Annotated in this window: 17 protein-coding genes and 1 pseudogene; 6 read left to right on the top strand and 12 right to left on the bottom strand. The window is 63.1% G+C overall.

The genetic code is table 11. The annotated features are described in order from the left end of the window. Window positions 1-124: 124 nt before the first annotated feature. The gene (locus ACIQ17_RS21870; RefSeq protein ID WP_398471231.1) at window positions 125-1,273 is read right to left on the bottom strand and encodes a diguanylate cyclase domain-containing protein; all 1,149 of its coding nucleotides are present in this window, start codon (window positions 1,271-1,273) and stop codon (window positions 125-127) included. A gap of 164 nt (window positions 1,274-1,437) precedes the next feature. After that, window positions 1,438-1,767, bottom strand: coding sequence for a GCG_CRPN prefix-to-repeats domain-containing protein (locus ACIQ17_RS21865; protein WP_398471230.1), 330 nt, complete (start codon window positions 1,765-1,767; stop codon window positions 1,438-1,440). A 377-nt stretch (window positions 1,768-2,144) separates the two neighbouring features. On the opposite strand from ACIQ17_RS21865, the pseudogene ACIQ17_RS21860 reads away from it, so the two are divergent. Then, window positions 2,145-2,816, top strand: a pseudogene (locus ACIQ17_RS21860) (spermidine synthase); the annotation flags it as partial. Window positions 2,817-3,030: 214 nt separating this feature from the next. Here the strand turns inward: ACIQ17_RS21860 and ACIQ17_RS21855 are convergent. Next, complete coding sequence (locus tag ACIQ17_RS21855) at window positions 3,031-4,026, bottom strand: Bug family tripartite tricarboxylate transporter substrate binding protein (RefSeq protein ID WP_398471229.1); 996 nt, start codon at window positions 4,024-4,026, stop codon at window positions 3,031-3,033. Window positions 4,027-4,175: 149 nt separating this feature from the next. Between ACIQ17_RS21855 and ACIQ17_RS21850 the strand changes: the two genes are divergently transcribed. Both ACIQ17_RS21850 and ACIQ17_RS21845 read left to right on the top strand, forming a co-directional pair. Then, entirely contained in the window at window positions 4,176-4,589 is a 414-nt protein-coding gene (locus ACIQ17_RS21850) for a VOC family protein (protein WP_398471228.1), read from the top strand. A 115-nt stretch (window positions 4,590-4,704) separates the two neighbouring features. Beyond that, window positions 4,705-6,282, top strand: a complete 1,578-nt coding sequence (locus tag ACIQ17_RS21845; RefSeq protein WP_398471227.1) for an AMP-binding protein — start codon at window positions 4,705-4,707, stop codon at window positions 6,280-6,282. 97 nt (window positions 6,283-6,379) lie between these two features. On the opposite strand, the gene ACIQ17_RS21840 is transcribed toward ACIQ17_RS21845, so the two are convergent. Further along, window positions 6,380-7,471, bottom strand: a complete 1,092-nt coding sequence (locus tag ACIQ17_RS21840; RefSeq protein ID WP_398471226.1) for an HD domain-containing phosphohydrolase — start codon at window positions 7,469-7,471, stop codon at window positions 6,380-6,382. Between the two features lie 215 nt (window positions 7,472-7,686). Between ACIQ17_RS21840 and ACIQ17_RS21835 the strand changes: the two genes are divergently transcribed. Further along, window positions 7,687-8,046: a hypothetical protein gene (locus ACIQ17_RS21835; RefSeq protein WP_398471225.1), complete on the top strand. Its 360-nt coding sequence runs from the start codon at window positions 7,687-7,689 to the stop codon at window positions 8,044-8,046. 107 nt (window positions 8,047-8,153) lie between these two features. On the opposite strand, the gene ACIQ17_RS21830 is transcribed toward ACIQ17_RS21835, so the two are convergent. Genes ACIQ17_RS21830 through ACIQ17_RS21820 form a run of 3 tightly spaced genes read right to left on the bottom strand, consistent with a single transcriptional unit; the run spans window position 8,154 to window position 10,182 of the window. Further along, window positions 8,154-8,831 carry a class I SAM-dependent methyltransferase gene (locus ACIQ17_RS21830; RefSeq protein WP_398471223.1) on the bottom strand — a complete coding sequence of 226 codons (678 nt, stop codon included), beginning with the start codon at window positions 8,829-8,831 and terminating at the stop codon, window positions 8,154-8,156. Between the two features lie 3 nt (window positions 8,832-8,834). Next, window positions 8,835-9,728, bottom strand: coding sequence for an NAD(P)/FAD-dependent oxidoreductase (locus ACIQ17_RS21825; protein ID WP_398471222.1), 894 nt, complete (start codon window positions 9,726-9,728; stop codon window positions 8,835-8,837). Next, window positions 9,718-10,182 carry an Rrf2 family transcriptional regulator gene (locus ACIQ17_RS21820; RefSeq protein ID WP_398471221.1) on the bottom strand — a complete coding sequence of 155 codons (465 nt, stop codon included), beginning with the start codon at window positions 10,180-10,182 and terminating at the stop codon, window positions 9,718-9,720. The genes ACIQ17_RS21825 and ACIQ17_RS21820 overlap by 11 nt, the downstream gene beginning before the upstream one ends. A 138-nt stretch (window positions 10,183-10,320) precedes the next feature. Between ACIQ17_RS21820 and ACIQ17_RS21815 the strand changes: the two genes are divergently transcribed. After that, a complete protein-coding gene (locus tag ACIQ17_RS21815) occupies window positions 10,321-10,992 on the top strand; it encodes a dienelactone hydrolase family protein (protein WP_398471219.1) in 672 nt (223 codons plus the stop codon). Between the two features lie 161 nt (window positions 10,993-11,153). On the opposite strand, the gene ACIQ17_RS21810 is transcribed toward ACIQ17_RS21815, so the two are convergent. The 5 genes from ACIQ17_RS21810 to ACIQ17_RS21790 all read right to left on the bottom strand — a co-directional run bounded on the left by ACIQ17_RS21810 (window position 11,154) and on the right by ACIQ17_RS21790 (window position 14,590). Continuing rightward, a complete protein-coding gene (locus tag ACIQ17_RS21810; protein ID WP_398471218.1) occupies window positions 11,154-12,149 on the bottom strand; it encodes a Bug family tripartite tricarboxylate transporter substrate binding protein in 996 nt (331 codons plus the stop codon). Window positions 12,150-12,387: 238 nt separating this feature from the next. Beyond that, on the bottom strand, window positions 12,388-13,038 hold the full coding sequence (locus tag ACIQ17_RS21805; protein WP_398471217.1) for a polysaccharide biosynthesis/export family protein: 651 nt from the start codon (window positions 13,036-13,038) through the stop codon (window positions 12,388-12,390). Between the two features lie 128 nt (window positions 13,039-13,166). After that, window positions 13,167-13,823, bottom strand: a complete 657-nt coding sequence (gene msrA / locus ACIQ17_RS21800) for a peptide-methionine (S)-S-oxide reductase MsrA (protein ID WP_398471216.1) — start codon at window positions 13,821-13,823, stop codon at window positions 13,167-13,169. 105 nt (window positions 13,824-13,928) lie between these two features. Next, window positions 13,929-14,243 carry a hypothetical protein gene (locus tag ACIQ17_RS21795; RefSeq protein WP_398471214.1) on the bottom strand — a complete coding sequence of 105 codons (315 nt, stop codon included), beginning with the start codon at window positions 14,241-14,243 and terminating at the stop codon, window positions 13,929-13,931. A 71-nt stretch (window positions 14,244-14,314) separates the two neighbouring features. Then, window positions 14,315-14,590: a hypothetical protein gene (locus tag ACIQ17_RS21790; protein ID WP_398471213.1), complete on the bottom strand. Its 276-nt coding sequence runs from the start codon at window positions 14,588-14,590 to the stop codon at window positions 14,315-14,317. Here ACIQ17_RS21790 and rpsT point away from each other — a divergent pair. Next, a complete protein-coding gene (rpsT, locus tag ACIQ17_RS21785) occupies window positions 14,583-14,849 on the top strand; it encodes a 30S ribosomal protein S20 (protein ID WP_398471212.1) in 267 nt (88 codons plus the stop codon). The genes ACIQ17_RS21790 and rpsT overlap by 8 nt on opposite strands. The last annotated feature ends 225 nt before the right edge of the window (window positions 14,850-15,074 follow it).

Raw genomic sequence — 15,074 nt, 5'->3', positions numbered from 1 at the left:
TGGGCATGTGACGACGACGGCTCACCTGACACTGTCACCGCGCGGCAGGCAGCTCCCCGCCAGTGCACCGGACAGCACGAGCCATATTGCACGCGGCTAGACCGACGAGAGCAGACTTGGTCGCCTATCCGACGTCGCGCTGACTGACGGTGTCGCGACTGACTTCGTCCCACCACTTCCAGCGCCCGCCGCCAGCACGCTTCGCCGCATAGAGCGCACGATCGACCTGTTCGAGCAGGTCGGAGGTGGTGGCCTCCGGGTGATCCATCGCCCCGGTGACCAGAATGCCGGCGCTGGCGCCGATCCGGATCGGAATATCGTTCACCAGATACGGCATGGACAGCGCCACCACCGCCTCGCGGGCCATCGACAGCGCCACTTCCCGGCCGAGATCACCGACCTGCACGCTCTTCAGCAGCATGAATTCGTCGCCGCCGAACCGACAGGCCATACCGTCTTCGCCCATGCAGGCAGCAAGGCGGGTGGCCACCTGACGCAGCAACTCGTCGCCGGTATGGTGGCCGTGGCGGTCGTTGACCGGCTTGAAGCCATCGAGATCGATGGCGATGATCGCCACATGGCCACTGCCATTCTGCAGGGCCGAGACGAAGGCCGACCGGTTCGGCAAGCCGGTGAGAAAGTCCTGGCTCGCCTGCCGCGCCAGCGCGTGCTTGGCTTCAAGGCGCTCGATGAAGGCGGTGCTCAGATGGCGCGATGCCTCACGCAATGTCAGCCAGAACAGGAACAGCATGGTGGCGCCGATCGAATAGGACGCCTCCGGCCGCATGAAGCCCCCGACGACGATGGGCCCGAACAGCAGTGCCGCCGTGAGCAGCACGATCCAGGGACGGATCGCCGCGCGCGACACCATGCCGACGCAGAATGACATGGCCAGACCGAAAGCCAGCCAGGCCCCCGGCGCGTCGCCGAGTTGCAGCGCCCGGAATGACAGCATGCCGAGAGAGGCACCGAAGCAGGCAGCGCCGACACCGTAGATCCGTTCCCAACGCACGACCCCCGCATCCGAAGCCTGCGGGCCTCGCGACTTGTAAAGGCGCAGGCTGACGAGCCGTGCCGATGCCGTGACGAAAACGAAGAAGGAGATGATCGCGTAGACGGGGTCGCTGCTCATCCAGGCAAGCGCGATGCCACCAATCACCGAAGTAAGGCTGATCGCGGCGACCTGCGGCAACGCCGTATAGAGCATCTCGACGAGTTCGCGCCGGATCTGCGGACTTGGATGTCGAAAACTGGACCGGACGACGCTCTGCATGGCAGCGGGACCATGCCACCTCAATCCTAACAAGGGGTACTCAGCGATGCGAAAGTGGCCGGTTACGCACAACAAAAAGGCCAGCCTTGCGGCTGGCCTTGATGGACCGATCGACAACCGATCCCACTCTGCGCCGTGCGAGCGCAGTGTGTCGGTTACGTGACTTACGGCTTGTATCCGCCGCCCGGGAGCGGGCCGTGATACGGCGTGTTACGGCAATGGCCCCAAGGACCGCGCCAGTAACCGGGAGGGCAGCCGTTCCCGGCCACCGGAGCTTCCTGATAGTAGCCGCCCGGGAGCGGACCGTAGTATGGCGTGGTGCGGCAACCGCCCCACGGACCGCGCCAGGCATTGGGACCGCAGCCACCGGACACCTGGATCACCTGCGCTTCGACAGCGAGGCTCTGGCCGATCATCGGCGCAGCATTGGCCTGCGACGAAACGATGAACATGGCGACAAGGCACGCCGCCATGACGTGAAGAAACTTGGTCATTCTATTCCTCTCTGATTGGAAACAATCATCAGCCCCGACCAATGCACCCGCCTGCTGGATAAGAATCGCAACCTGAAAGTGCGTTTGTCTGCGATCTTGCATAGAACCACATTTTACCTTTGGCAATTGCGATCGGCTTGTTCCGCCGTGCGACTGCTTCGGTTAGTTATCTGGCCGTTAAGACAGCAGTGATCGCCACAGCGCTTGGGCGATGAGGCTGCGTCCATGTTTGCATCGCGAGCTTGTTCGTAGCTGTTTGCCGAACTCGTTCGTGACAACTAAACCAATTTGGAACCGATCGAATCTTCGTCGTGCACGGCAACGATGTTCCCGCAAACGCGACGATATCGACACTCACGCTTCTCCGAGAGATCACTGTGCTTCCCTGGAAACTGATCGACACCACCGACGTGCCTGATGGCAATGTGCCGCTGCGGCTGATGCAACGCGGCAAGGAGTTCACCATCAAGCTCGGACAGAACGAGCTGATGAGCAGTCGCCTGTACGGTTCCGAAGAAGCGCTTGCGACGCTGACCTGCTTTCGCCTGAAGGATATCAAGGCACCGAAGCTGCTGATCGGTGGCTACGGCATGGGCTTCACCCTTCGCGCCGCGCTCAAGGTGCTCGGGCCAAAGGCAAAGGCGACGGTGGTCGAATTGCTGCCGGCGATCGTTGCCTGGGCACGCGGGCCGATGGCCGAGCTGACCGGCGACAGCCTCCGGGATCCGCGCGTCAGCATTGTCGAGGGCGACGTGGTCAAGGCCATCAAGTCGGCGCGCGATGCCTATGATGCCATCCTGCTCGATGTCGATAACGGGCCCGAGGGGCTGACGCGCAAATCCAACGATGCGCTCTACGATCTCTCCGGCCTGCATGCGAGCATGGCCGCGCTGCGGCCGGGCGGCGTGCTCGCGGTGTGGTCGTCATTCCCGCATCCGAAATTCACCACCCTGCTCCGCAAGGCCGGCTTCGCCACGGAGGAGATCGCGATCCGTGCCGCCGGCACCCGCGGCGGCGCGCGCCATGTCATCTGGTTGGCGACCAGACCGAAAGGCGCGCCGACCAAAGCGGCCAGGCCTGCGTCCGCCAAGGTCGCGCCGGCCAGACCTGGCGCTGCCGCGAAAACACGCACTGCGAAGCCCGGCAGCAAGCCACCGACAAAGCGGAAACCGGCTTCCGCGAAGAAGAAGTCGTAATGGCAAAGAAGCCCGCGACATCCGCCGCGGGCTTCTTGATATTGATCATGCGCCGGATTGGCCGCGATCAGTCGACCTTGAGGTTGGCGGCCTTGACCACCTTCTCCCACTTCTCGGTTTCCGCGACGATCATCTTGCCGAACGCGTCCGGCGGACCGACCAGCGGCTCGCCACCAAGGTCGATCAGCTTGGCCTTGATCGCCGGCTCCTGCAGCACCTCGTTCACGGCGGCATTGAGTTTCGCAATGATCTCCGGCGGGGTCTTCTTCGGCGCGCCCATGCCGAACAGTGCGGAGGCTTCATAGCCCGGCACGCTCTCGGCCACGGTCGGGACATCCGGCAGCAGCGGTGACTTCTCGGTGGTGGTCACCGCGAGCGCGCGCAGATTGCCCGAACGGATGTGCTGGATAATCGACGGCATGTTGTCGAAGATCACCTGTACCTGGCCGCCCGTCATGTCGGTGATCGCCAGCGCCGCGCCACGATACGGCACGTGCTGCATCTTGGCGCCGGTCATCATCATGAACATTTCGCCGGACAGATGCACCGAGGTGCCGTTGCCGGAGGACGCCATGTTCACCTTGCCCGGATTGGCCTTCACATAGGCGATGAATTCGGGGACGGTCTTCGCGGTGATATCCTTGTTGACCGTCATCACATTGGCGGTGCGGTGGAAGGCGGCGACCGGCGCGATGTCGCGCACGAAGTTGAAGCTCAGCTTCGAATAGAGCGTCGCATTGATGTAGTTGGCCGGATTGACCAGCAGCACGGTGTAGCCGTCCGGCTCCGCATTCACGACGGACTCGGTGCCGATATTATTGCCGGCGCCCGGCTTGTTTTCGATGATGAATTGCTGGCCGAGCTTTTCGGACAGTCGCTGTCCGATCAGGCGCGCGAGAATGTCGGTGGCGCCGCCAGGCGGATAGCCGACGACGAAGCGGATCGGCTTGTTCGGATAGTTCGATGCCTGCGCCAGCGCGGCGCTGGTGGGCACGAGAGCGGATGAGACGAATGCAGAAAAGCCAAGCGCGATCAGACCGATCGCGGCGCGACGAGAAGCCATGATTTTTATTCCCTCCAGCTGCCGCAACTTGGCGCGCGGTCAGCGTGTGTGTTGAATTGACAACACCCGTCTGTAACAAACAATTCGACTATCGGCCAGTGCGACATTACCTGCGGCCGAAGCCCAAATAAGCGTCAGAGGAGATCTGCATGGCTCTCACCGTCACCGCGCTCGACCATATCGCGCTCAATGTCACCGACGTCGCGCGCTCTGCCGCTTGGTATCGCGACACGCTCGGCATGACGGTGAACGTGTTTGATCCCGGCCAGGGCAAGACACCGCGCACCTCGGTGAGTTTCGGCGCGCAAAAGATCAATCTGCGGCCCATCGGTGCCGACAAGGTGGAGTGGTTTACTGCCGATCACGAACGGGCCGGCAGTGACGATCTGTGTTTCCTCACCGCATCCTCCCCCGACGACGTTGTCGCCCATCTCGGAAAACTCGGCATCGCCATTGAGGAAGGTCCGGTAGCCAAACAGGGCGCCCGCGGCACGCTTCGCTCGGTCTATTGCCGGGATCCCGATGGCAGTCTGATTGAAATTTCATCTTACGAAATGGACTAGCGCCGCATGCGCGGGCGCGTTTGCACCACGCCCGTGCCGATGGCACAACGGCATCCACAAACAACAAGAACAAGGAAGCCGCCCCCTGCGTGAGCGGATTTCCGCAGGAGGATGCATGCCCATTCCCACCCTCGCCCCCGGTTCGATCAGCCCGTTCGACGGCATGGACGTGCCCTGGCTGCTGCGCATGCGCGCCGAGACGCGGCGCGATCATCCCTTTGTCATCTGGTCGCCCTTCGACGCGCCGGCGCGGCCCTGGACCTATGGCGAATTTCACGACCGCGTCGGCGCGCTGGCCGCCGGCCTCGTCAAGCGCGGCATCCAACAGGGCGACTATGTGCTGATCCATCTCGACAATTGCGTCGAGCAGCTGTTGTCCTGGTTTGCCTGTGTCGAGCTCGGCGCCATCGCCGTCACCACCAACACCCGCTCCTCCGCCGCCGAAATCGCCTATTTCGCCGACCATTGCGGCGCCGTGGCCGCCATCACCCAGCCGTCCCTCGCCGAACTCGTCGCCGCGAACTGCAAGAACCTCCGCTGGATCGCCGTCACCTCGCACAATGCCGGCACGCCCGCCGATATCCCCGGCAAGGCGGAGCGCTTCGAGGCCCTGTTCGCCGACAGCGCCGATCGTCCGAGGCGACCGATCGATCCCTGGGCGCATTGCAGCGTGCAATACACGTCCGGCACCACGTCACGCCCGAAGGCGGTGCTGTGGACCCATGCCAATGCGCTGTGGGGCGGCAAGATCAATGCGGCGCATCAGGACCTGCACGCCTCCGACACGCATCTCACTTATCTCCCGCTGTTTCACACCAATGCGCTGGCCTATTCGATGCTGGCGACGCTGTGGGTCGGCGGCTCCATCATCATCCAGCCGCGCTTCTCCGCCAGCCGCTTCTGGCCGACCGCGCTCGAACACCGCGCCACCTGGACCTCGACCATCCCGTTCTGCATGAAGGCACTGCTCGAGCACGAGGTGCCAAAGCAGCATCACTTCCGCCTGTGGGGCGCGTCGTTCTGCGACCCGCCGGCGTTTGCCAAGTTCGGCATCAAGATCATCGGCTGGTGGGGCATGACCGAGACCATCACCCACGGCATCATCGGCGAGGTCGATCAACCCAACACGCCCATGGCCATCGGCCGCACCGCCGCCGAATATGGCATCCGCATCACCCGCGACGACGGCTCGCCGGTCGAAGTCGGCGAGACCGGCAATCTCACCATCCTGGGCACGCCCGGCCTGACGCTGTTCAAGGAGTATCTGCACAACGAAGCCGCAACCCGCGACAGCTTCGATGAGCACGGCTTCTTCATCACCGGCGACCGCGTCACGCTGCTGGAGCGCGGCTATATCAAGTTCGGCGACCGCTCCAAGGACATGCTGAAAGTCGGCGGCGAGAATGTCGCGGCGTCGGAGATCGAGCAGGTGGTGATCACCGTACCCGGCGTGCGCGAGGCGGCCGTGGTGGCCAAGAAACACCCGATGCTGGATGAAGTGCCGGTCGTGTTCATCATCCCGCAGGCCGGCGTCGCGGCATGCCCGCCGACGCTGCATGATCATGTCATGGCCGCCTGCAAGAACGGCCTCGCCGACTTCAAGGTGCCGCGCGAGATCCACTTCGTCGATGACATGCCGCGGTCGACTTTGGAAAAAGTCGCGAAGGCGGAGCTGAGAAAGCTGCTGGCCTAGCCGTAGGGCGGATGAGCGAAGCGTAATCCGCCGGCCGAGCTCATGGCGGAAACGCCGCGGCGGATAGCGGCTTCGCCTCATCCGCCCTACGGGAGAGTTATATCCCCAGCGCCACCGGCCGGAACGCCTGCAGGAGCTGCTGGTCGATCTTGTCGCCCATCTGCTCCATCATCTCGAACGCCTTGGCGTGGGTGAACGGCATGCGATAGGCGCGTTTCTCCACCAGCGCGGCATGGATGTCCACGATGGTCATCAGCCGCACGATGTCGCTGATCTGGTCGCCGGCAAGGCCATCGGGATAGCCGGAGCCATCGAGAAATTCGTGGTGATGCAGCACCACGTCGAGCATTTCGCGCGGGAACGAACCCTGCGCCGCCAGCGCCTCGAAGCCGAGCCGCGGATGCTTGCGCACTTCCAGCGTTTCCTCTTCGGAGAGCTTGCCCGGCTTGTCGAGAATGGCGACCGGAATGAACGCCTTGCCCACGTCATGCACCAGCGCCGCACGCGTCAGCCGGCGCTGATCCTCGTCGCGCATGCCGAGATGCTGCGCGAAAGCCACCGCGAATCCGGTGACGAACAGGCAATGCCGGTAGCTGTGATTGTGATGCCGCCCCACTGCGGCGAGCCATTCACGCAGGGACGAGCGCTTGATCGCCTTGATGATCAGGCTCTCGGCCTGCATCACGTCGTTGAACGACAGCGGCACGCCGGCCGGCAGCTTCTCGAAGATCTTCACGATGACCGCATGCGCCGCCTCGACGCCGCGATTCAGCGTCTTGCCGCGCGCCGCAAAATCCTCGTCATGCGGGCCGGGAAACGCCGCGCGGATCCGCTGCAGCACGCCGCGCGAATCGAACGGGCGCGCGATGGTGTCGGTGGCGCCGAGCGCCCAGGCCTGCATGGCGCCGTGATGCATCGCATCGGCCAGCACGAACAGGCGCGGCATCGATTCATAATTCTTGTGGCGCAGCCGGTTGCGCACGCGCTGCACGGCCTCCGCCGAACGCAGATTGATATCGACCACGATGCCGGACAAATCGCGCGACGGCGCCTCCGGAATGCGCGTGGTCGGCACGACCTCCACATCCCCGACCGTGGCCAGGATGTCTGCGAGTTCACGCGACTGGTCATTGCTGTCCGACGCCAGCAGCAGGCGACGGCGGGGCGATGAATGGGATGCGACGCTCATATGTCCTCGTTCGCTTGCAGCATCCGGCTGCAAAGACGGGACAGAGATACCGCGCAATCCGGTTCCTGAAGCTTAAAACCTAGCGTTAACAATCGGTGACGGGCCCACTGTGACCGTTCTTCGCGCCGTTATCGATAGTGATCCGTCAAGGCGATGGATAAAAATGGAGACAATAGACCTTGCGCGACGCAGGGATTCGCACGGACACTGGCATCATGACCCACCGCATCCCCTTTGCCGCGATTGCTTTTGCTGTCTTGTCACCCATCGGGGTGGTGGCATCCGCCGCCCCGGTCGCGGCCCAGCCCTTGATGCCGATCGATGCGCCTTTTACGGCGACCCTGTCCAACGCCACGCCCCTTGTCTTCGGCATGCCGGCAGATGCGGCGGCCCAGGCGCTCGGCGTCCCGCTGACCTATCTGAAGGGCCGCCCCGGCGACGAGATCTATCTGGCCATTCGCGACATCGGCGGCAGCGGACTTTTCCCGCGCAAGGACCGGCTGTTCCTCCAGTTCCGCAAGGGCCGGCTCACCGGCTGGAAGGGTGACTGGGGCCAGAACTGGATGTGGGAGTGACACCCAGCCGTAGGGCGGATGAGGCGAAGCCGTTATCCGCCGCGGAGTTTCAGCCATGCACTCGGCCGGCGGATTGCGCTCCGCTAATCCGCCCTACGGCTCAGCCCTCACGCCCTCGCTACCCATCCGCGGAACGTGAACGCCGCATAGAACAGCGCCACATCGCTGAAGCCGGCCTCGCACAACAGCGCCTCGTCTTCATCCGGCGACAGGGCGGGCAAGTGTTCGGCCAACGCAGCCGGCATTGCCGCCGCCATGTCAGCTTCAATGCCATTGAAGGCTGCGAAAGCGGCAAAGCGCGACAGCCAGCGATGCCCCGCCTCGCCTGCCGGATAGCTGTGATGTGCCACCACCAATGGTGCGCCGGGCTTCAATCGCCGGTGCAACTCGCGCAAGGTCCGCAGACGCTCTTGCCGCGGCAGGAAATGCAGCGTCAACAGACATGTTGCGCCATCGAAACGCACGAGTGGCGCAGCGTCGATCGTTCCCTCGACAAGTTCCACGCGCGACTGTAGCGGCCCCAGTGTCGATCGCGCCAGATCCAGCATCGCGGCCGATGGATCGACACCAAGCAATCGCCAGTCCTGCTGTGCCTCGGCAAACACCTTGAGCTCCAGCCCGCCACCGGCCCCCAGCACCAGAATGTCAGCCGCTCCGTGTGCATGTTCCGCCAGCAGCAACATCGCCATGCGCTGCAGGTCGACGAAGCCCGGCACCTGGCGCTTCGGCCGCTCGGCATAGTTCGCCACCGCCGCCGGATCGTTGAATGTCTGGGTCAGGTTCATGCTTCAGCCGAACACCAGCGCCCGATGCGCTGACGTTCCCGCCGTGACGCCATCGGCCACTGCCCAGCTCACACTATGCGGCGCCCGCGCGATATCGCCGGCGGCATAGACGCCGGGGACCGATGTCATCTTGTCCGCATCGGTCCTGATCATCGGTCCCATCGGACCGTCCTCGATGGCGGCGCCGAGTTGCTCGGCCAGCGGCGACGACAGGCACGACTCCGGCGCAATATACAGAGCATCCACCACGCTGCGCCGGCCATCTTCCAGCACGAGCGCTGACAGCGCCGTGCGCTCACCTTCCAGCCCCATGACTTTCGCGGTTTCCATGCGCACGCCACGGCGCGCCATCACGTCCGCGCCTTCGGCGTCCAGCTCATGTCCATTCAGATAGAGCGTTACCGGTCCCCATTCGGCGACGATGGATGCCTGATGGACCGACATCGGGGTGCGATAGAGCACGCCGAGCTGCCGGTCGCTGAATTCGATGCCGTGACAATAGGGACAATGCAGCACCGTCTTGCCCCATCGCTCCTGAATGCCGGGAATGGCCGGCAGCGTATCGCGCAGGCCGAACGCAAGGATGACCTTCCGCGTCGCCAGCGCTTCGCCATTCCCAAGCACCACCGAGAAGCCGTCATCCTCGACGCGCGCACCGGTCGCCTCGCCGTCGATCATCCGGACGGTCGGATAGGCCATCACCTGCCGCCGCGCCGTGGACAGGATCTGTTGCGGATCGCTGCCGTCATGACCGAGGAAACCGTGAGCGGCATCTGAAAAGCGATTGCGCGGCTGACGCGTGTCGATGACGACCACATTGCGGCGCGCACGCGCGAGATAGGTCGCAGCAGCCAGGCCGGCAAAGCCGCCGCCGACGATGATGGCGTCAGTCGTCATGTGCTTTCTCCAGTTTGAACTTGTCGCGCTGCCCCTTGAAGCGCGCACTGAAATCCGCGCTCAGCATCGCCAGCGTCACCTCGCCGAAGCGGCGCAGCAGCAGCTCCTCGGCCTCGTCAAAAGCCTTGCCGAGCGCTGCATTGACGGCCTGCTCCACCAGGCAACCGGGCATGTCCGTGCGATTGCCCATGGCCAGAACCTCTGGCTGGCCCAGCGCCTCATAGATGTCGCGCAGCGTCACCTTGCTGAGGTCGCAGGCGATCCGCCAGCCGCCGCCATGGCCTTTTTCGGAACTCACCAACCCCTGCTCACGCAGCCCGGCCATGATGCGCCGAACCACGACGGCATTGGTGCACATGGCCCGCGCCAGTGCCTCGGATGTTTTCGGCGTCTCGTCCTCGGCCATATGCAGCAGCACATGGAGAACGCCCGACAGGCGGCTGTCTCGTCTCATGTAACTTCATATGATGCGTGACATGACGTGTGTCAAGGCAGCGATTTCGGAACAGCTGGGTCGCCAAATCTTGAGTGGACCCACGCCGTCCCGCGCTTCAAACACACGACACCGTTTCAACAACGAATGGATGAGCCCGTGGGACAAGACATTACGCTGACCGCATCGGACGGCTTCAAGCTCGGCGCCTACCGCACTGAGCCCGAAGGCAAGCCCAAGGGCGCCGTCGTGGTCATCCAGGAAATCTTTGGTGTGAACAGCCACATCCGCACGATCTGCGATCGTTTCGCCGTGCAGGGCTATGTCGCCATCGCGCCGTCGATCTTCGATCGCGTCGAGCCGAACTTCCAGTCGGGCTATTCACCCGAAGAGGTCGCCATCGCGCGAAAATTCGTTGCCAATCCGGACTGGGCCGCGTTCCTGCGGGACACCCAGGCGGCGATCGATGCGGTGAAGGATGTCGGCCCGGTCGGCATCATCGGCTTCTGCCTTGGCGGCAGCGTCGCCTATGCAGCAGCGACCAAGCTCGACGGACTCAGCGCCGCCATCGGCTATTATGGCGGCGCCGTGGTGCGCTTCGCCGACGACAAGCCGAAGGTCCCGACGCAGCTCCATTTCGGCGAGAAGGACCACGGCATTCCGCTCAGCGACGTGGAGACGATCAAGGCGAAGCGCCCGGAGGTCGAGGTGTTCGTCTATGACGGCGCCGAACACGGTTTCAACTGCGACCAGCGCGCAAGCTATAACAAGGCGAGTGCGGATGTGGCACGCGAACGGAGCCTGGCGTTCTTCGCTAAACATTTGAAGTAAGCAACGCGCTGCGCCGTTGCGCACTACTCACTGTCATCGCCCGGCTTGACCGGGCGATCCAGTACACTCAGTCGTCAATGCCTCATCGCCAATTCTGCGTTTACTGGACCACCCGCTTTCGCGGGTGGTGACAGTTCATCAGCGTTGCGAAAGCGAGCGCCTCACTCCCCCTTCACGCCCGCCGTCTTCGCCACATTGGCCCAGCGGTCGAAATCGCGCTTCAGGGTCTTCTCGAACGACTCCGCGCTATCGCCCACCGGCACCAGATTCACCGCCTGCAGGCCCGCGGTGCCTTCCGGCGAATTGATGATGCGGGCGAGCTCCGCCGACAGCTTGTCGATGATCGGCTTCGGCGTGCCGGCCGGAACGAACACACCGAGCCAGCCTTCGGCCTCGAAGCCGGGATAGCCGAGCTCGGCCATGGTCTGCACATTCGGCAGCTTAGGCTTGCGCTTCTCACCGCCGACCGCAAGCGGACGGATCTTGCCGGCCTCGAGCTGCGGGCCCGCGGTGGTGAAATCGAGAAAGGATGCGGTGACCTGATTGCCGAGCAGATCATTCAGCAGCGGGGCCGCGCCACGATAGGGCACATGCGTCCAGTCCAGGCCGGCATTCTTCTTCAGGAGCTCGCCATAGAGGTGCGAGGTCGTGGCATTGCCGAAAGTGCCATATTGAAACTTGCCGGTCTTGCCTGCCTCGATCAGCTCTTTCACCGACTTGATGGGCTGCGCATCGGGCACCACCAGCACGATCGGCGAGATCGCGATCTGCGTCACCGGCGCGAGATCCTTGAAGACATCATAAGGCAGTTTCGACATCAGGCTCGGCGCCTGGATGATCTGCGTGATCGCGATCAGCACCGTATAGCCATCCGGTGCTGCCTTGGCGACGAAGTCATTGCCGATGACGCCGCCGGCGCCCGGCTTGTTTTCGACGGTGACGGTCTGCTTCCAGCTTTCCTGCAGCTTCTGCGCCAGCAGGCGTGCGCCCACATCGGTGGCACCGCCGGGGGCATAGGGGACGACGAAATTGATGTGCTTGTCGGGATAGGACTTTGCTGCATCCTGCGCCCTGGCCGGCAGCGCCATTACCAAACTGGTTGCACCGAGCATCGTCAGAGCAAGCACACGCCTGGTCATTGTTGAAGCAATCGTCATCGTCCCTCCTGAATGTTCTATGCGCGGATGATCATTCGCGCTTGCGAGTTGTCTCGCTCAGGCCTTCATACAGGAAGAAGCTTGCTCCGAAACGGTACGATGCGCGCAATCGCACACCTGCGCGCAACTAACGCAGCATTTTGAGCGATGAATGATACGCGCCATTCCATCGCATAAAAAAATCGCCCGCAGGATGCCCCCTGCAGGCGATTTTGTGTAGCTCAGCCGAATAGCCGAACTAGAACCAGCGCTCGCCGACCATCACCGTGTCGCCGGGATCGATCGGCGTGCCGAGCGGCACTTCGGCGCGGTAGGAGCCCTCGGGTCGATTATGAGTCAGCATGACCGCATCGCGTTTGGCACGCGGCGAGAAACCGCCAGCGATGGCCACCGCGCTCTCGACGGTCATGTTCGGCACGTAAGGATACTGGCCGGGTGCCGCGACTTCGCCGAGAATGAAGAACGGACGATAGGTCTCGATCTCCACCGCCACCGACGGCTCGCGGATATAGCCATTGCGCAGGCGACCGGTGATGGCAGCGGCGAGCGACGCCGGCGTCATCCCGCGCGCAGACACGCGGCCGATCAGCGGCATGGTGATCGCGCCACCGGCATCGATCGCATAGGAATTGGTGAGGCCTTCCTGCCCGTAGACCACGACGCGCAGCTTGTCGCCGGCATCGAGCTTGTATTGCGCATCATATTTCGATGCGGGCGCGGCATAGGCGACGGGAGGGCCCGAGCGGTTGTAAGCGAGCGTGTCGAGCGTCGTCGGCGCGGCAACCACGGCAACGGGGCCGGGTCTGCGCATGCAGCCGGTCATGGCCAGGGCCATGGCGGCGACGATCAAAGGCAGGCGTAACGCGCGAAATACAGGCACTGGACTCATCCCTCATAGAGACAGTCCGGTTGTGGGCCCTTATGGTTAACATTGGGTTGCCAACACCGTTCAAAGCCATGCAAAAGCCCGCCTCCGGCTCTGCCGGAAACGGGCTTTTTATAGGTGTTTATCTGCGTTTAGGCGGCCGCGCCGACCCCGATGGGACAGCTCACGCCGGTGCCCCCGAGGCCGCAATAGCCGCCTGGATTCTTGGCGAGATACTGCTGGTGATAGTCCTCGGCAAAGTAGAATTTGTCGATCGGCGCAATTTCCGTCGTGATCGAACCGTAGCCCTTGGCGTCCAGGGCCTTCTGGAAGGCGGCCTTGGAATCCTGCACCGCCTTCATCTGCGCATCGGAGAACGTGTAGATCGCCGAGCGATATTGCGTGCCGACATCATTGCCCTGCCGCATGCCCTGGGTCGGATCGTGATTTTCCCAGAATGTCTTCAGCAGTCGCTCGTAAGAGATCTTCTTCGGATCGAACACCACCAGCACCACTTCGGTGTGGCCGGTCAGACCCGAGCAGGTTTCTTCATAAGTCGGGTTCGGCGTGAAGCCGCCTGCATAGCCGACCGCGGTCGTATAGATGCCGTCGCCGAGCTCCCAGAATTTCCGCTCCGCACCCCAGAAACAGCCGAGCGCGAACACGGCCTGTTCGAGACCGTCGGGATAGGGCGGCAGCAATTTGCTGCCATTGACGTAATGGGTGCTCGCCGTCGGTATCGGAGTATCACGGCCGGGCAGTGCATCGGCCGCGGTGACCATGGCGACAGGTTTGCGCATGAACAGCATCGATCGTCTCCTGCGTTTTTCTTCACCCTTATATGGGTATCTTCGCGAAAACCGGCAGGGTGTTACGCCTCCGAGATGCCGCACGGCTGCCGCAAGGAATCCGCATCAATTTCGCGAATAACCGATCAAGGGACGTCGCGGACGGCACAGCAGCATCAGCAGAATGCCGACAATCCCCATCACCGCCCAGGCCGGCTGATCGAGCAGCAATTTGACGCCAGCGCGCAGCCACGGCGCATCGGCATCGATCATGCTGAGGAAGCTGCGTTGGCTGGCCTGATTGATATCGTTCCAGAATTCGCCGAGTTTGGTCAGCCGCAACGCCTGATCGGCAATCGAGCGGGCGCCGTCATAGACCAGGAACACGAACCCCGCGGCCAGCACCAACAGCCCAATCAGGCGGAAAAAACCGCGGATCATCCGAATCCCCTCAACTCGCGTCTCCCCCGGCAATACTGGCCGGAGTCGAGAAATTCAACTGTTCCAGCCACTTAACCCGCCCCGGCAGCGCATTTGTCGCGCGACAGCGCTTCCGGAAGTCGTTGACGCTGCAAAACACGGCCTCTATAAGGATCGCCAAAGGCGGTGGGCGCGATCCCGCCGCCGCTGTTCTTTGAGCGGCGCGCCCTTAAGAGTGATTGCCGCTCCGGGGATAGCATTTCAGGAACACCCCGGAAACAGATCAGCGTTGGCCGCAAAGGGCGGCAAACGTCAATCAGCCCGGCGCCCGGATGGGTCGCTGCTGAAGGATATTTGAGAATGGCCAATACGACCTCCGCCAAGAAGGCGACCCGCAAGATCGCGCGCCGCACCATCGTCAACAAGTCGCGCCGCACCCAGATGCGCTCGGCCCTCCGCACCGTTGAAGACGCCATCAAGACCGGCGACGTCAACGCAGCGAAGGAAGCGATGAAGGCCGCCGAGCCTGCCCTCATGAAGGCCGCTCAGCGCAACATCGTTCACAAGAACCTGGCCAGCCGCAAGGTCTCGCGCCTGACGCACCAGATCGCGAAGCTCGCTCAGTAAGCGACACGCCGAATATGATTTCGAAAAGCCCGGCCTTCGCGCCGGGCTTTTTGTTTGCGCGATGATCATGGCGCGCAAGAACCGGCGACGGCTCGCGTAGCGATCGCCATGTGACGTAATGACATCAGCAGTTTCGATGACACCTAAGCCTGCCGAACGAAGCGTCGGCGCGCATCGCGACATGTCGCAATGACGCCACAGCGGGAACGCAATGGTTTGGCTGCG

The sequence above is a fragment of the Tardiphaga sp. genome (assembly GCF_044340795.1).
Classification (GTDB): domain Bacteria; phylum Pseudomonadota; class Alphaproteobacteria; order Rhizobiales; family Xanthobacteraceae; genus Tardiphaga.
This window is presented reverse-complemented; position numbering and strand designations above follow the sequence as displayed.

What these genes read in the sequence shown, in the direction of transcription:
- ACIQ17_RS21870 (WP_398471231.1), bottom strand. Translation starts at nt 1,273, where the DNA reads ATGCAGAGCGTCGTCCGGTCCAGTTTTCGACATCCAAGTCCGCAGATC.
- ACIQ17_RS21865 (WP_398471230.1), bottom strand. Translation starts at nt 1,767, where the DNA reads ATGACCAAGTTTCTTCACGTCATGGCGGCGTGCCTTGTCGCCATGTTC.
- ACIQ17_RS21855 (WP_398471229.1), bottom strand. Translation starts at nt 4,026, where the DNA reads ATGGCTTCTCGTCGCGCCGCGATCGGTCTGATCGCGCTTGGCTTTTCT.
- ACIQ17_RS21850 (WP_398471228.1), top strand. Translation starts at nt 4,176, where the DNA reads ATGGCTCTCACCGTCACCGCGCTCGACCATATCGCGCTCAATGTCACC.
- ACIQ17_RS21845 (WP_398471227.1), top strand. Translation starts at nt 4,705, where the DNA reads ATGCCCATTCCCACCCTCGCCCCCGGTTCGATCAGCCCGTTCGACGGC.
- ACIQ17_RS21840 (WP_398471226.1), bottom strand. Translation starts at nt 7,471, where the DNA reads ATGAGCGTCGCATCCCATTCATCGCCCCGCCGTCGCCTGCTGCTGGCG.
- ACIQ17_RS21835 (WP_398471225.1), top strand. Translation starts at nt 7,687, where the DNA reads ATGACCCACCGCATCCCCTTTGCCGCGATTGCTTTTGCTGTCTTGTCA.
- ACIQ17_RS21830 (WP_398471223.1), bottom strand. Translation starts at nt 8,831, where the DNA reads ATGAACCTGACCCAGACATTCAACGATCCGGCGGCGGTGGCGAACTAT.
- ACIQ17_RS21825 (WP_398471222.1), bottom strand. Translation starts at nt 9,728, where the DNA reads ATGACGACTGACGCCATCATCGTCGGCGGCGGCTTTGCCGGCCTGGCT.
- ACIQ17_RS21820 (WP_398471221.1), bottom strand. Translation starts at nt 10,182, where the DNA reads ATGAGACGAGACAGCCGCCTGTCGGGCGTTCTCCATGTGCTGCTGCAT.
- ACIQ17_RS21810 (WP_398471218.1), bottom strand. Translation starts at nt 12,149, where the DNA reads ATGACGATTGCTTCAACAATGACCAGGCGTGTGCTTGCTCTGACGATG.
- ACIQ17_RS21805 (WP_398471217.1), bottom strand. Translation starts at nt 13,038, where the DNA reads ATGAGTCCAGTGCCTGTATTTCGCGCGTTACGCCTGCCTTTGATCGTC.
- msrA (WP_398471216.1), bottom strand. Translation starts at nt 13,823, where the DNA reads ATGCTGTTCATGCGCAAACCTGTCGCCATGGTCACCGCGGCCGATGCA.
- ACIQ17_RS21795 (WP_398471214.1), bottom strand. Translation starts at nt 14,243, where the DNA reads ATGATCCGCGGTTTTTTCCGCCTGATTGGGCTGTTGGTGCTGGCCGCG.
- rpsT (WP_398471212.1), top strand. Translation starts at nt 14,583, where the DNA reads ATGGCCAATACGACCTCCGCCAAGAAGGCGACCCGCAAGATCGCGCGC.